13 protein-coding genes and 1 pseudogene are annotated in these 13,934 nt (G+C 70.6%); 9 read left to right on the forward strand and 5 right to left on the reverse strand.

Annotated features, from left to right (window positions below; genetic code table 11):
* Positions 1 to 54 precede the first annotated feature (54 nt).
* The gene (locus HNR16_RS05630; protein WP_158040381.1) at positions 55 to 363 is read left to right on the forward strand and encodes a thiamine-binding protein; all 309 of its coding nucleotides are present in this window, start codon (positions 55 to 57) and stop codon (positions 361 to 363) included.
* Positions 364 to 480: 117 nt separating this feature from the next.
* A complete protein-coding gene (locus HNR16_RS05635) occupies positions 481 to 810 on the forward strand; it encodes a helix-turn-helix domain-containing protein (protein WP_158040380.1) in 330 nt (109 codons plus the stop codon).
* Here the strand turns inward: HNR16_RS05635 and HNR16_RS05640 are convergent.
* Positions 765 to 2,091 (reverse strand): annotated as a pseudogene (locus HNR16_RS05640) (ISL3 family transposase). The gene HNR16_RS05635 and the pseudogene HNR16_RS05640 overlap by 46 nt on opposite strands.
* Positions 2,092 to 2,511: 420 nt before the next feature.
* Here HNR16_RS05640 and HNR16_RS05645 point away from each other — a divergent pair.
* The 4 genes from HNR16_RS05645 (at position 2,512) to HNR16_RS05660 (ending at position 5,342) form a co-directional block, all read left to right on the forward strand.
* Positions 2,512 to 3,675, forward strand: coding sequence for a hypothetical protein (locus tag HNR16_RS05645; RefSeq protein ID WP_158041775.1), 1,164 nt, complete (start codon positions 2,512 to 2,514; stop codon positions 3,673 to 3,675).
* Complete coding sequence (locus HNR16_RS05650; RefSeq protein ID WP_158041776.1) at positions 3,626 to 3,817, forward strand: hypothetical protein; 192 nt, start codon at positions 3,626 to 3,628, stop codon at positions 3,815 to 3,817. Before HNR16_RS05645 ends, HNR16_RS05650 begins: the two co-directional genes overlap by 50 nt.
* A gap of 169 nt (positions 3,818 to 3,986) precedes the next feature.
* Positions 3,987 to 4,472 carry a hypothetical protein gene (locus tag HNR16_RS05655; protein ID WP_158041777.1) on the forward strand — a complete coding sequence of 162 codons (486 nt, stop codon included), beginning with the start codon at positions 3,987 to 3,989 and terminating at the stop codon, positions 4,470 to 4,472.
* 33 nt (positions 4,473 to 4,505) lie between these two features.
* A complete protein-coding gene (locus HNR16_RS05660; protein ID WP_179558123.1) occupies positions 4,506 to 5,342 on the forward strand; it encodes an NAD(P)-binding domain-containing protein in 837 nt (278 codons plus the stop codon).
* A 38-nt stretch (positions 5,343 to 5,380) separates the two neighbouring features.
* Here the strand turns inward: HNR16_RS05660 and HNR16_RS05665 are convergent, their stop codons facing one another.
* Positions 5,381 to 6,130 carry an ArsR/SmtB family transcription factor gene (locus HNR16_RS05665; RefSeq protein WP_158041779.1) on the reverse strand — a complete coding sequence of 250 codons (750 nt, stop codon included), beginning with the start codon at positions 6,128 to 6,130 and terminating at the stop codon, positions 5,381 to 5,383.
* Between the two features lie 64 nt (positions 6,131 to 6,194).
* Here HNR16_RS05665 and HNR16_RS05670 point away from each other — a divergent pair, with 64 nt between their 5' ends.
* The 3 genes from HNR16_RS05670 (at position 6,195) to HNR16_RS05680 (ending at position 11,117) form a co-directional block, all read left to right on the forward strand.
* Positions 6,195 to 7,553 carry an MFS transporter gene (locus HNR16_RS05670; RefSeq protein WP_179558124.1) on the forward strand — a complete coding sequence of 453 codons (1,359 nt, stop codon included), beginning with the start codon at positions 6,195 to 6,197 and terminating at the stop codon, positions 7,551 to 7,553.
* A gap of 260 nt (positions 7,554 to 7,813) precedes the next feature.
* Entirely contained in the window at positions 7,814 to 10,369 is a 2,556-nt protein-coding gene (gene glgP, locus HNR16_RS05675; RefSeq protein WP_158041781.1) for an alpha-glucan family phosphorylase, read from the forward strand.
* A 244-nt stretch (positions 10,370 to 10,613) separates the two neighbouring features.
* On the forward strand, positions 10,614 to 11,117 hold the full coding sequence (locus tag HNR16_RS05680) for a DUF3145 domain-containing protein (RefSeq protein WP_158041782.1): 504 nt from the start codon (positions 10,614 to 10,616) through the stop codon (positions 11,115 to 11,117).
* Between the two features lie 116 nt (positions 11,118 to 11,233).
* Here the strand turns inward: HNR16_RS05680 and fabF are convergent, their stop codons facing one another.
* The 3 genes from fabF to HNR16_RS05695 form a co-directional block, all read right to left on the reverse strand.
* Complete coding sequence (gene fabF / locus HNR16_RS05685) at positions 11,234 to 12,475, reverse strand: beta-ketoacyl-ACP synthase II (RefSeq protein ID WP_158041783.1); 1,242 nt, start codon at positions 12,473 to 12,475, stop codon at positions 11,234 to 11,236.
* Between the two features lie 86 nt (positions 12,476 to 12,561).
* Complete coding sequence (locus HNR16_RS05690) at positions 12,562 to 12,813, reverse strand: acyl carrier protein (protein WP_158041784.1); 252 nt, start codon at positions 12,811 to 12,813, stop codon at positions 12,562 to 12,564.
* A gap of 90 nt (positions 12,814 to 12,903) precedes the next feature.
* Entirely contained in the window at positions 12,904 to 13,917 is a 1,014-nt protein-coding gene (locus tag HNR16_RS05695; protein WP_158041785.1) for a beta-ketoacyl-ACP synthase III, read from the reverse strand.
* Positions 13,918 to 13,934 lie beyond the last annotated feature (17 nt).

Raw genomic sequence — 13,934 nt, forward strand, 5'->3', positions numbered from 1 at the left:
CGTGGTTCACTGTGGGGTGGAAGCACCAGATCCGTCCGAACCAGGAGGTCCCTCATGCTCGTAGCGTTCTCGGTCGCACCCAGCGGAACCGGTCGGAGCGACGGAAGCGTGCACGACGCCGTCGCCGCGGCTGTCAGGATCGTGCGCGACTCCGGGCTTCCGAACCGCACCGACGCGATGTTCACGACCATCGAGGGCACGTGGGACGAGGTCTTCGACGTCGTGAAGCGCGCCACGGAAGCGGTCGAGCCGTTCGGGTCGCGCGTCTCGCTCGTACTGAAGGCCGATATCCGTCCCGGCTTCCAGGGCGAACTCACCGGCAAGCTCGAACGCCTCGAGGCGGCGATCGACGCCGCGGACTGATCGGTGCGGCGGGGTGCACCGGCCGTGGACCGATGCGGGGCCGTGCCGGGCGTGTGAGATCGGCGCGATGACGCGGGCAACCGGTGGGATCGGTGCGAGCCCGGAGCGGTTGCGGCCATGAGCCGCCCCGTCTCATGGGACGCACTGCGCGTGTTCCTCGCGGTCCACCGGGCCGGATCCTTCTCGGCCGCCGCGGACGAGTTGGGTTCGGCCCAGTCGTCCGTCTCCGAACAGATCGCACGTCTCGAGCGGAACCTCGGCTATGTGCTCGTCGCACGGGATCGCACCGGTGTCCGGACCACGGACCGCGGGCTCGAACTCGCTGCGCGTGTCTCCGGCCCCGTCGATGCACTCGCGGCGGCGACCTCCCTCAATGCGGCTCTTCGGACATCTGGTGGGGGTCATGGTGTGAGGCCTCCGGCGGCGAGGAGCATGCGGAGTCGGTAGTTGTGACGGTTGCGGAACCCTCTGGCGAGGCGGCGGTGGAGCTCGATGATCCCGTTGACGGCCTCGGTGCCGCCGTTCGATGATCTCCCGGTCGTGAAGTAGGCCAGGAACGCTGCCCGCCAACGGCGGAGGGTGCGGCCGGGCCTCGCGATCTCCGGGATCGGGCAGGTGTGAAACGAGTCGACGACCTTCTGGGCGATCCGCCGCCCGGCGGCGAGGTCCTTCTGGTGGTAGGCGGAGCGGAGTTGCTGGGCGCACTGCCATGCGACGAACACCTCGTCGTGCGCGGGATCGGCCTTGATCGTCGTCGCGAGCCTGTTCCGCTGTTTCTCGGTGAGGTTCTCTGCCCTGGCGCGGAGGATCGTCTGGATTCCGTAGAGCGGGTCGCCGGTCCGTCCGCGATGTCCGAGGGTGTCTTGCTGGACGCGGCGGCGGACCTCGTCCACAGCGGCGGTGCCGAGCTTGACGACGTGGAACGCGTCGAGCACCGTGGTGGCGTCTTCGAGCTTGTCGTCGATCGCGGTCTTGTAGCCGGCGAACGGGTCCAACGCCGCGACCTGCACGTTCTTCCGGAACGCATCGCCGCGGTCTGCGAGCCAGGACGCGTAGGCCTTCCCCGACCGGCCGGGCACGAGATCGAGCAGTCTGGCCCGCGTCGTTCCGTGGTCGTCGCGGCTCAGGTCGACCATCCCGGTCAGCTCCTTCGGGCCGCGCTTGCGGGGATCGACGTGATGGGGAGGCTCGGAGCGTGTGCTCATCCACGCCGAGCGTGGTCACGTTCTCGAACCGGGACTCATCGGCCGCCGACTTGACGAGCTCGGGCTCAACCGCGCGCCACACCGTCTTCCACGACGTGCCGAGCTGACGGGCCAGACCGTGAACGGTCGCGTGCTCGCGGCGTAGCTGCCCGATCGCCCATGCCACGGCGCGCTGGGTGATCGACCCGCGTCGGGCAACCAGATCCGGGAGCTGCTCCACGAACGTCTTCCGCACGCAATCCTCCTCGCCACACCGCCAGACCCGTTGCCGCCACACGATCCGCACCCGTGTCGTCCCGGGCACGTCATGAAGCACGCGACGGCGCCGGCCGCGACTGGTCGCGATGACTCCACACGACAGGCACCCGATCGGAGCTGCCAGGCTCGAGACCGTCACGACCAGCAGCCCGTCACGGCGCTGGGCGTGCTCGACATAGACACCGGGAAGGCCGAGCAGAACGTCGCAGCGGGAACACGGATCGGCGGAGCGCGCGTCAGCGCACCCAGAAGTAGGGTGAAGCACATCGAGGTCCTCGGAGTCGATCAGACAGTTAGCGCTACTGATCCTCCGGGACCTCGACCCCTACCCGCCGACCATCACCCGGCGAGCCTCACCCCCACCAAATGTCCGAAGAGCCCCCAATGCCCGGGACGTAAATACTCGACACGAGTGCGCCTGCCATGCTGCGTGCGACGCGATGCAGGGTGCCGTCCGGCCGCGAGAACGGGATCCTTCCTTCATGCAGGTTGCCCACCTGTCTTGTCCGGGCACGCTTGGATGCCCGCTCTCCGAGAAGTCGGTTGTTCGGCATCGGCTTCACTATTGCCTTGATCTGGGCCCATTGCTGTTGATCGCGTGTCCGACGTCCTGGATAGAGTCGTCGGAGTGCCATGGCACGGTGGTGTCGAGGGTGAGCGGCGTGCGCGCAGAGGGGGAGTCACCATGTGGGAACTGGAGTGGGGCACTGACCCGGTCGCGAGGGCACTCGCGGCGATCATCGGGCGGTCCGAGACGACCGCGCTCTTCGATCGGTTCATGGACTACTCGAACTACCGGAACGTCATCGCGGGCACGGCAAAGCGCCCCGCCGATCCTCCGCTCGAGACGGCCGCACTCCAGCTCTTCCGCGACCCGGCGCTCGCGCGCGACCTCGACATCGAAACAGACGACCCCGTGCGCAGCCGTCGCTTCGGCGCCATTCATTGGGGGCTCCTGACGCTCGCGGCGCGAGCCGACGCGAGCGTGCTCGACGCCCTGCCGGCGGAGGTCCGCGCCGAGAGCGACGACAAGATCCGGAAGATCGCGCGGGCCGCGAAGAAGCACGCGACCACACCCACGGCGACGGCGGCCGACGCTGCCGCTCCCGGTACGCCGTCGGACCTCCCCTCGAAGGTCTCCGAGGTGCGCACGTGGCTCAAGACACACCCCGACGCCGACCCCGAGGTGCTCGCCCCGTCGACCACGCAACGAGCGCCCGAGCGCCGAGCGGCCCTGCGAGCGCTCGGGCAGATCGGCACGCCCGCCGCGCTCGACGTGCTCGCGCGTTACGCACGTGCGAGGTGGAGCGCCGCCGAGCTCGACGAGTTGCACGCGATGTGGGGCCGGTTCGATCGACGAGCCTTCGCGTCGCGCATGTTCGTGCCCTCGTCGTGGCGGCTCGACCTCGGCAGCACGACCGACCTGGACGGAATCGACGCCGTCGCCGGCCTCACGGGCCTGGCGGTCCGATTCGGGGGGACGGTCGACCTCGGTCCGCTCGCCGCGTGCACCGGTCTGCAGCGCCTCTGGGTATCGGCGAGCGACGATCCGGGCATGACGTCGCTCGAACCACTCACCCATCTGCCCGCGCTCACGGACCTGCATCTCAGGGGAGTCACGCGGAACGCCGATCTCGAAGCCCTCACCGACATACCGATCGCACGCCTTCCTGCTGCGCATGCCGCAGCTCCGCGTCACCGAGCTGTCCGCGGGCTGCGGCGTCGACGATCTCGTCGGCATCGAAGCGCCGGCCCGGGCCCCGTCTCCCGTTCCGGCGCACCCCGGCCTGGCGTCGGTCGTGCTCGCGCTCGTCCGATCCGGCGTCGAGGTCATCGTCCCGGTCGGTGAGGAGAGCTGGGTCGAGCCGCTGCGGCTCCTCGCGGAACGGGAGGACGACATCGCCGTCGTGGAGGCGCACCGAAAGCTCGGATTCGGCCGCGCCGATGCGTCGCAGGAGTCGCTCCGACGTCGCATGCACGTCGGCATCTGAGCCACGAGCGGCGTCGCGCATCCGCCCGCGGGACGCCGGCGGTGGACTCGTGCACTCGCTCATCATCGACACGCCGACGCCGGGTCCTGCGGGAAGACGGGGCAGTCGCGTCGTCGTCCCGGCGACCTATGCTTGCCGACGACGAGCGCACCGACTCCGGAGGACCCGAATGACCCACGACCCCTACGCCGACCCCAACCGCCAGTTCGCTCCCACGCCCCCGTCGGCGGCATCGATGCAGCCCGCGGGGTCCGCGGCGTCGCTGCAACCGCTCGCACTCCCGCCCGGAAACGGACAGACGGTCATGGTCGGCGACATCGCGTTCACCCCGAACGGCATCTCCTCGCCCCAGGGGCGCATCCCGCTCGCCGGTGCCGAGGTCTTCGTGACGAACATGACCCGCTCGGTGAGCCGCACGCCGACGTGGGCGATCGTCGTCGCCATCATCGGTGCGTGGTTCCTGCTCCTCAGTCTCCTGCTCCTGCTCGTGAAGGAGACCCGGGTGGAGGGCGGCTACGAGATTCGCGTGACGTCACCGAACGGCCAGCAGCTCTGGTGCAACGTCCCCGTGTCGAGTGCGACCGCGGGATGGATCTGGAACGACCTCCAGCAACGGGCCGTCGCCGCTCGGAACCTGGTCGCGACCGCACGCTGAGTGCACGATGTCGGCCCGAACGGACGTGGCGACGTGACCGAGGCAGGTGCGCATGATCACGATCCCTCGTCCCGAGGATCCGGCGGATCGACGCTCGACGTGATCGGCGCAGTCGGCCTCATCGGCGTCGGCGAGATCGCGAGCGCGATCGTCGACGGGCTGTGCGAGGGGCGGGACGAGGCGCCGCCCGTGTACCTCTCGCCGCGCAACGCCGAGACCGCCGCGGCGCTCGCGGCGAGGTACCCCTCGGTGCGCGTGTGCCGCGACAACCAGGAGGTCGTCGACGCGTCCGCGACCGTGATCCTCTCGGTGCGTCCCGATATCGCGGTGCACGTTCTCGACGAGCTCCGCATCCCGGAGGGCCGACTTCTCGTGAGCGCGGTCGCCGGGCTCACACACGAGTCGGTGCGACAGTCGACCGGTGAGCACGTCACGGTCGTCCGCGCGATCCCGCTACCGTCCGTGCGACAGCGCGAGGGCGTCACGGCGATCTTCGCGCCCGATGCGCGCGCGAGCGAACTGTTCGACGGCCTCGGCGGGACGCTCGCCGTCGACGAAGCGGCGGCGTTCGACGCGATCCAGGCGACGACGGCGACCCTCCCGACGCACCTCGCGTACCTCTCGGCCATCGCCGTGTGGCTCGACTCCCACGGCGTGCGCGGCCCCGCGGCGGAGGGCTACGTCCGAAGCATGTTCCGTGGTCTCGCCGGTGCGCTCGACGACGGTTCACGCAGCCTCTCCGAACTGGCGCTCGCGCACGAGACGCCCGCGGGGATCAACGAGCAGCTGCGCAGCGCCTGGTTCACGAACACGAACCGCGACGAGCTCGCGCACACCCTCGACGACGTCCTCGCACGCTTGCGTCCGTGACATGAACCGAGCCGCACCCCTCGGTCACGTGCCCGCCGTCACCCGCCGGACGTGAGCGATGCGAGTCCGGCCACGCCCGCCTCGGTGACGTCGACGCCTCGTGGCACTCGGGTGCGACGCACCCAGTCGAGCTCGAAGCACCTGTCCGCGATCGCCGTCCCGAGCGGCCCCGCGAGGTGGTGTGCCGGCTCGGTCCAGTCGACGCAATAGCGAAGCGGTCTCGCCGTGGACAACAGCTCGTCACCGATGCCCCACGCCCCGAGACTCTCGGCGCCCGCCGGTGTGAGCCGGTACCGCCGCCCCTTCCCGGGGGACGAGGGCGTGTCGCCCGCGAGCGCCGGATCGTGCCGGCCGTCGCCACCCACGATCGAACCGGCGTCGATGAGCCCGCGGAACAGCTCGACCCCGACCCGACCGGCCAGGTGCCGGTAGCAGGTGCGACCGAGCCGGAGTGCGTGCTGCCTCGTGTGGGTGCGCAATGACGTGATGGGTGTCTTCGGCGCGACGACGGCGAGCGCCTCGAGCACCGTCTCGACCTCGTGCGACGCGAGTCGGTAGTAGCGGTACCTGCCCTGGCGCTCGGCGAGGACGAGTCCGCTCGCGAGGAGCACCGCCAGATGGTTGCTGATCGTGGACGCCGCGACGCCCGCCTCCTCGGCGAGGCGACCGGCCGGGAGCGCGCGCCCGTCGGCGAGCGACATCAGCACGCGCGCACGTCTCGGGTCGGCGAACGCCGACGCGATCGCCGCGATATCGGGCTCGCCGTCGGTCACCGCTCGCTCGTCCATGGCCCGAGCGTAGGCGCGAAACACTTCGAGCCCGGCTGAAACGTCCCGGGTCGAGGCGATGTTCATGACCGCGAACCGCGCACCGACGCTGCTCACGCCCGCACTGTGCGGTGCGTACTTCCTGGTGCTCCTCGACGTGACCGTCGTGAACGTCGCCCTCCCGCGCATCGCGCTCGACCTGACCGCGGACTCGGCTGCACTCGCGTGGATCGTCGACGCCTACGCGCTGCCGCTCGCGTCGCTCCTGCTGGTGTCCGGCGCGATCGGCGACCACGTGGGGCACCGACGTGTCGTGCTCGCGGGCATAGTGTGCTTCTGGGGCGCGTCGGCCGCGTGTGCGTGTGCGCCGACCGTCGCGTGGCTCATCGCGCCACGGGCCGTCCAGGGCATCGGTGCAGCGCTCATGCTGCCCGGGACGCTCGCGCTGCTCGTCGGGACGATCCGCGACGAACGAGCGCGGAACCGACTCGTCGGCACCTGGGCGGCGGTCGGGGGTGCCGCGCTGCCGGCCGGGCCGCTCATCGGCGGACTCCTCGTCGAGGCCGCCGGTTGGCGGAGCGTGTTCTGGCTGTCCGTTCCCCTGATCGCCGCCGCCATCATCCCGGTCCTCCGACTCCCGCGCGAGCCGCACGCGTCCGGGTCCGCACGCATCGATCGGGCCGGGGCCGTCGCGCTCACGGTCTGCCTCGTCGCGTTCGTCGCCGCGATCATCGAGACGCCCGGATCGATCGTTGCCGGGGGAGTCCTCGCGGGAGTCGCGATCTGCTCCGTGATCGCGTGCGTCCGGATCGAGCGACACGCGCCGCAGCCGCTCCTGCGGGTTCCGCCGTCGGGGCGGGGCATGCTCGCGCTCGCCGCCCTCGTCGCGGGCCTCATGAACCTCTGTGCGCTCGGCGTCCTGTTCGTCCTCACGCGGGTGTTCCAGGACGTCCACCTGCTCGGTCCGCTCGGTGCGGGGCTCCTTACGCTGCCGGCCATGCTGCCGCTCCCACTGCTCGCGCGCCCATCGGCCGCGCTCGCGAGTCGCATCGGCGTGTGGTGGACGTGTGCGATCGGCGCGGCTCTCGCGGCGGGTCTCGCGTTCGTCGCGGCGACCTCGGCGGACGTCACCGATGGCCTCGGCCCGTTGGTCGTGGCACTGGCCCTGTGGTGCACCGGGCTCGGCGTGCTCACGCCGGCGGTCGTCGCCGCGGCACTCCGAGCCGCCCCCGAGGTGCCCGGCCTGGCCTCCGGCGTCAGCAACACGGCCCGGCAGACGGGCGGTGCGCTCGGCGTCGCCCTGTTCTCGGCCGTCGCGGGCGGCGTCGATGATCCGGGATTCGCCATGCGGTGCGCGTACCTGCTCGCGGGCGCCGCATGCGTGTTCGTCGTCTCCGCCGGACTGTGCGCGTTCGCCGCGCGTTCCCGGGGCCGACAGGGCTGAACGGCGCCCGATTCGCGCCCGGGTCGGTTCTCGTCGGACGTTTCGAAGTCGGCGGCGCCGCGAGCGCTACCGTCCTTGCTGCCGTCGCTGTCGACGCCCTCGGCACCGAGCGAATCCGTCCCATCGACCCGATGAGGCAGCCGCGTTCCGCGAACATCGGGTGAACCTCTCGGGACCCCGGACGGAGCCCGCGGCGACCGCTCGAGGGCGGTTCGAGGAATGGTCATGACATGGCCCTCCGTGGAAGTACGCTTGGGCGCGTGAAGGCCTACGAAACGCTGACCATTGCGGCCACGCTGCCCACCGTCCTCGAACCGCTCCGCACGCTCGCCAAGAACCTTCGGTGGTCCTGGCGCTCGGAGGCGGAGCGGTTGTTCGAGTCGATCGATCCGGAGCTGTTCGACCGCTCCGGTCGCAACCCCGTCGTGCTCCTCGACTCTCTGCCCGCCTCGCGCGTCGCGGAGCTCGAGGCGGACGCCGAGTTCCTCGCACGCATGCACCACGAGCTCGAGGACCTCGAGTCCTACCTCTCGGTCGAGCGTTGGTTCGCGCGCACGACCCGCGATTCGGCCGACGCGAAGACGTCCATCGCGTACTTCTCCATGGAGTTCGGCATCACCCAGGCACTGCCCGTCTACTCGGGCGGCCTCGGTGTGCTCGCGGGCGACCACATGAAGAGCGCCTCCGACCTCGGTGTCCCGATCGTCGGCATCGGCCTGCTCTACACGTACGGATACTTCACCCAGTCGCTCTCCCGCGAGGGCTGGCAGCAGGAGCACTACCGCGCGCACCCGCCGAGCGAGCTGCCGATCGACCCCGTGGTCGACGCGGACGGGAACCAGGTGCACGTCAGCCTCCAGTTCCCCGACGACAAGACCGTCGACATCGCCCTGTGGAAGGCCCAGGTCGGCCGCGTGCCGCTCCTGCTCCTCGACACCGACCTGCCGACGAACCCCGAGGAGTTCCGCGCGATCACCGACCGCCTCTACGGCGGCGACGTCGAGCACCGCATCAAGCAGGAGCTCGTGCTCGGCGTCGGCGGTGTGCGCGCCGTGCAGGAGTACGCGCGCGTCACCGGCACGCCGGCACCCGACGTGTTCCACATGAACGAGGGCCATGCGGGCTTCTCCGGCATCGAGCGCATCGGCCAGCTCATGGCGGCGGGGGAGACCTTCGAGACCGCACTCGCGAGCGTGCGGGCGAGCACCGTCTTCACGACGCACACGCCCGTCCCGGCCGGCATCGACCGGTTCGACGTGCAGCTCGCCCACCGCTACCTCGCGGTCGACGAGCACGGCGAGAGCCGCCTCGTCCCCAAGATCCCGGTCGACCGCGTCATCGCGCTCGGTGCCGAGGACGACCCGAGCCGCTTCAACATGGCCCACCTCGGCCTCCGCCTCGCGCAGTCGGCGAACGGCGTCGCGAAGCTCCACGGCGTCGTCTCGCGCGAGATGTTCAAGGGCCTCTACCCGAACTTCGAGGCCGACGAGGTGCCTATCACCTCGATCACGAACGGCGTCCACATCCCGACCTGGACACGTCCCGCGATGAAGCCCGCGATCCTCGCGATGAGCGGCAACCGCGACCTCTCGACCGCGGCACGCTGGACCGAGGCGAACGCCGTCGGCACCGACGAGCTGTGGCGCATCCGCAACGAGCTGCGCGGCGACCTCGTCGAGGCGGCGCGACGCTCGGTGCACGACTCGTGGATCGCGCGCGGTGCGCAGGACGCCGAGCTCTCGTGGGTGCGCGACATCCTCGACCCCGAGCGCCTCACGGTCGGCTTCGCACGTCGCGTGTCGACGTACAAGCGCCTCACCCTCATGCTCCAGGACGCCGATCGCCTCGCGCGCATCCTGCAGAACGAGGACCGCCCCGTCCAGTTCGTCATCGCGGGCAAGGCCCACCCGGCCGACATGGGCGGCAAGCAGCTCCTGCAGGAGATCGTGCGCTTCGCCGACGAGGCCGGCGTGCGCGACCGCTTCGTGTTCCTGCCGGACTACAACGTGACGATCGCCGAGCTGCTCTGCGCGGGGTCGGACGTGTGGCTGAACAACCCCATCCGCCCGCAGGAGGCCTCGGGGACCTCGGGCATGAAGGCGGTCCTGAACGGCTGCCTCACGTTCTCCATCTCGGACGGCTGGTGGGACGAGTTCGACGACGACCGCTTCGGCTGGACGATCCCGAACGCCGTGCACGGCGACGCACGCACGCGCGACCGCATGGAGTCGGCCTCGCTGTACGACCTGCTCGAGCACTCGATCGCCCCGATGTTCTACGACCGCGACGAGCGGGGTGTCCCGCAGGAGTGGCTCGGCAAGGTGCGCGACTCGATCTCGATCCTCGGGCCGCAGATCAGCGCCGAGCGCATGGTGCGCGACTACGTCACGGAGCTCTACCTGCCCGCCGGGCGCGCCGCCGTCGCGGTCGCCGACGCGGCGGCGCCCCGTGCGTTCGCCGAGTGGCAGCGGACCGTGGAGCGCGCGTGGCCGGCCGTGCAGGTGACGCAGGTCGCGAGCGAGACGCCCGCGCCGGTCGCCGGTGGCGAGGTCCGCATCCGCGCGACCGTCGAGCTGGGTGAGCTGAGCGACGACGACGTCCGCGTCGAGGTCGTCGTCGGCACGCGCGGGGAGCACGGCGACCTCGTCGACACCGCGACCGTGCCGATGCACGCGGACGCCGGCACGCCCGACGTGTACACCGCCGTCGTGCCCGTCGACCGCCCGGGCGAGTTCGCCTACACCGTGCGGGCGGTGCCGCGGCACGAGCTGCTGAAGTCGCCCGCCGAGCTCGGACTGGTGCGCCTGCCCCGCTGAGCGAGGGGGTGTTCGCGACGCCCGTCGCGCGTGACCGCAAGGTCCGTGCGGCGGGCGTCGCGGCGTTCGTGGGAACCCGCTGTGACACGCCGGTCCGCCTGAATCACAGTGTTGTCATTCCCGGCTACAGTCGTGCATAATTCCAGTGACGACAGCAATGTCAACATTTGAATACCGGGATGCCGGCAGGGCAACCATCCACCTGGTCGTTGGGGAAGACGTACCGAAGTGGATGGAGGATCACATGTCAGCACAGGCCGTCCGAGGTGTGCTTTACGTGCACTCCTCACCGCGCGCACTTTGTTCCCACGTCGAGTGGGGCATCGGGCGAGCACTGCAACGCGCGGTCCACCTTCCGTGGATCGAGCAGCCGGTCATTCCCGGCTCCCAGCGAGCGGAGTACGAGTGGGAGGGTGAGCCCGGCATGGGCGCAGCCATCGCCTCGCAGCTGCGTGGGTGGGAGCACTTGCGTTTCGAGGTGACCGAGGAAGCGAGTGCAGGCAATGACGCGAGTCGTTGGATGCACACGCCCGATCTCGGGATCTTCTACGCGCAGATCGATGCAGCCGGGAACACGCTGGTCCCGGAGGACCGCATCCGCTACGCGATGGAAGTCGCCGGCGGGAACGCCTCCGAGCTCCAGCGGGAGCTTCGGCTCGCGCTCGGACAGAACTGGGACGACGAACTCGAGGTGTTCCGCCACGCGGGTGACTCGAGCCCGGTCGTCTGGATGCACCGCGTGAGCTAGGTCACGCAGTCGGCCGTCGCCGTTCGCGGCGACGGACACGGCCCGGCTGCGAAGGCGTGAGGGGCGGGGATCTTCGATCCCCGCCCCTTCGTCGTCCGCCCGAGGCGGATGGTCGATCAGACGCCGCGGAACGCGACGACCGCGTTGTGCCCGCCGAACCCGAACGAGTTCGAGATCGCGATCTTCCCCGAGCCGTCGAACGCGCGCGGCGTCGTGACGACGTCGAGCGGGATCTCGGGGTCCTGGTGGTCGAGGTTGATCGTGGGCGGGAGCGTGCCCTCGTGGAGCGCGAGCACCGTGAAGATCGCCTCGATCGCCCCTGCGCCGCCGAGGAGGTGGCCCGTGGCCGCCTTCGTGGCCGAGGTGGGGATCTCGTGCACGCGCTCGCCGAACACGCGGTGGAGCGCGTTGTACTCGGCGATGTCGCCGACGGGCGTCGACGTGGCGTGTGCGTTGATGTGGGCGACGTCGTCCGGCGTGGCGCCCGCTTCCGCGAGTGCCTCGAGCACGGCACGTGCCGCACCGGTGCCCTCGGGGTCGGGGGCGGTGATGTGGTACGCGTCCGCCGTGACGCCGCTGCCGACGACCTCGGCGTAGATGCGGGCTCCGCGGGCGAGTGCGTGCTCCTCGGTCTCGAGCACGAGGGCGGCCGCGCCCTCGCCGAGCACGAAGCCGTCACGGTCGACGTCGTATGGGCGGCTCGCGTGTACGGGGTCGTCGTTGCGCTTCGAGAGGGCTTGCATCGCGGCGAACGCGGCGACGGGCAGCGGGTGGATGGCTGCCTCGGAGCCACCGGCGATGACGACGTCGGCGAGGCCGGCGCGCAGGTGCTCGACTGCGTTCCCGACCGACTCGGTGCTCGAGGCGCACGCCGAGACGGCGGTACGGACGCCGGCGCGGGCACCGAGGTCCATGCCGATCGCCGCACCGGGCGCGTTGGGCATGAGCATCGGGACGGTGAGCGGCATGACGCGGCGCGGGCCGCGCTCGCGCAGCGTGTCCCACGCGTCGAGGAGCGACCAGACACCACCGATGCCGGTGGCCCAGTCAACGAGGAGGCGCTCGGGCGGGACGTCACCCACCGCGAGTCCGGCGTCGGCGAACGCCTCGCGACCCGCGATGAGGGCGAACTGGCTCGACGGATCGAGGCGCTTGCGTTCGACGCGCTCGAGCTGCTCGCCCGGGTCGACCTTGATGGTGCCGGCGAACGTGACGGGGATCTCGTACTTCGAGACCCACTCGGCCCCGATGGGGCGGGCGCCGGACTCCCCGGCGAGGAGGGCGTTCCAGCTGTCGCGCGCGGTTCCGCCGAGCGGGGTCGTGGCGCCGATGCCGGTGACGACGATCTTGGTGGTCATGACGTGGTGTGCTCCCTGGATTCGAGAACGGCGCGGGCTCGAGCCCGCGCCGTGTGCGGGCGGCCCCGGAGGGCCGCCCGTGCCGACTACTCGGCCGATGCCTTGACGATGTAGTTCACGGCGTCACCGACGGTCTTGAGGTTCGCGACCTCGTCGTCCGGGATCTTCACGTCGAACTTCTCCTCGGCGTTCACGACGATCGTCATCATCGAGATCGAGTCGATGTCGAGGTCGTCCGTGAACGACTTCTCGGTCGTGACGGTGTCCTGTGCGATTCCGGTCTCCTCGTTGACCAGCTCGGCCAGCCCGGCGAGGACCTCTTCGTTGGAAAGTGCCATGTGCGTTACTCCTTGGGTGTCGATGACCGCGAACCAGTGTATTGGTGCCGCGGGGTGGTGCGTGACGAGTTCGGGTGAAGCTCGTCTGATCTAGGGCAGGACGACGACCTGGGCGCCGTACACGAGACCGGCACCGAAGCCGATCTGGAGGGCGAGGCCGCCGGACAGTTCGGGGTGCTCCTCGAGCAGTCGGTGGGCGGCGAGGGGGATCGAGGCGGCCGAGGTGTTGCCGGTCGTCTCGATGTCGCGCCCGACGACGACGGACTCGGGCAGCCCGAGCTGCTTCGCGAACTCGTCGATGATGCGCATGTTCGCCTGGTGGGGGATGAACGCGGCGAGGTCGCCGGGCTCGATGCCCGCCTCGTCGAGCGTGCGTCGAGCGACCTTCGCCATCTCCCACACGGCCCAGCGGAAGACACTCGGGCCGTCCTGTCGGAGCGTCGGCCACGGCACTTCGCCGCGGCGGAACTCCTGCAGGGTCGCGTTCATCGAGACGGCGTGCCAGCGCGATCCGTCCGAGCCGAGGACGGACGCCGAGATGCCGGGCGTCTCGCTCGGCCCGACGATCGCGGCACCGGCACCGTCGCCGAGGAGGAACGAGATGGAGCGGTCGGTCGGGTCGATGACCTCGGACAGCTTCTCGGCGCCCACGACGAGCACGTACTCGGCGACGCCCGCGCGGATGAGGGCGTCGGCCTGTGCGATGCCGTAGCAGTAGCCCGCGCACGCCGCGTTCGAGTCGTACGCGGCCGCGGGGGTCGCGCCGACCTCGTCGGCGAGCCGAGCGGCGATCGAGGGCGTCTGCATCATGTTGCTGATCGACGCGACGATGACGGCGCCGATGCGCTCGGGGGCGATGCCCGAGCGCTCGATCGCCTCGAGCGAGGCGGCGCGGGCGAGGTCGAGCGCGTTCGTGTCGTCGCCGGCGCGCGTGCGGGTGACGATGCCCGTGCGCTGACGGATCCACTCGTCCGACGAGTTGATCGGCTCGACGATGTCGTCGTTCGTGACGACGAGCTCGCCGCGAGCGGCGCCCATCGCGAGGATTCGCGTGTACTGCGGGCCGGTGGCCTGGCGCAGCGTCGCCGTGGGTCCTGCGGTCATGTGGCTGGGTTCTCCTT

The organism is Pseudoclavibacter chungangensis (assembly GCF_013410545.1).
Classification (GTDB): domain Bacteria; phylum Actinomycetota; class Actinomycetes; order Actinomycetales; family Microbacteriaceae; genus Pseudoclavibacter; species Pseudoclavibacter chungangensis.

Bases quoted from the DNA above. Each gene is read 5' to 3' on its own strand.
- fabF (WP_158041783.1), bottom strand. From the start codon at position 12,475: ATGACCACCAAGATCGTCGTCACCGGCATCGGCGCCACGACCCCGCTC.
- HNR16_RS05635 (WP_158040380.1), top strand. From the start codon at position 481: ATGAGCCGCCCCGTCTCATGGGACGCACTGCGCGTGTTCCTCGCGGTC.
- HNR16_RS05670 (WP_179558124.1), top strand. From the start codon at position 6,195: ATGACCGCGAACCGCGCACCGACGCTGCTCACGCCCGCACTGTGCGGT.
- HNR16_RS05630 (WP_158040381.1), top strand. From the start codon at position 55: ATGCTCGTAGCGTTCTCGGTCGCACCCAGCGGAACCGGTCGGAGCGAC.
- HNR16_RS05665 (WP_158041779.1), bottom strand. From the start codon at position 6,130: ATGGACGAGCGAGCGGTGACCGACGGCGAGCCCGATATCGCGGCGATC.
- HNR16_RS05655 (WP_158041777.1), top strand. From the start codon at position 3,987: ATGACCCACGACCCCTACGCCGACCCCAACCGCCAGTTCGCTCCCACG.
- HNR16_RS05680 (WP_158041782.1), top strand. From the start codon at position 10,614: ATGTCAGCACAGGCCGTCCGAGGTGTGCTTTACGTGCACTCCTCACCG.
- HNR16_RS05645 (WP_158041775.1), top strand. From the start codon at position 2,512: ATGTGGGAACTGGAGTGGGGCACTGACCCGGTCGCGAGGGCACTCGCG.
- HNR16_RS05695 (WP_158041785.1), bottom strand. From the start codon at position 13,917: ATGACCGCAGGACCCACGGCGACGCTGCGCCAGGCCACCGGCCCGCAG.
- HNR16_RS05690 (WP_158041784.1), bottom strand. From the start codon at position 12,813: ATGGCACTTTCCAACGAAGAGGTCCTCGCCGGGCTGGCCGAGCTGGTC.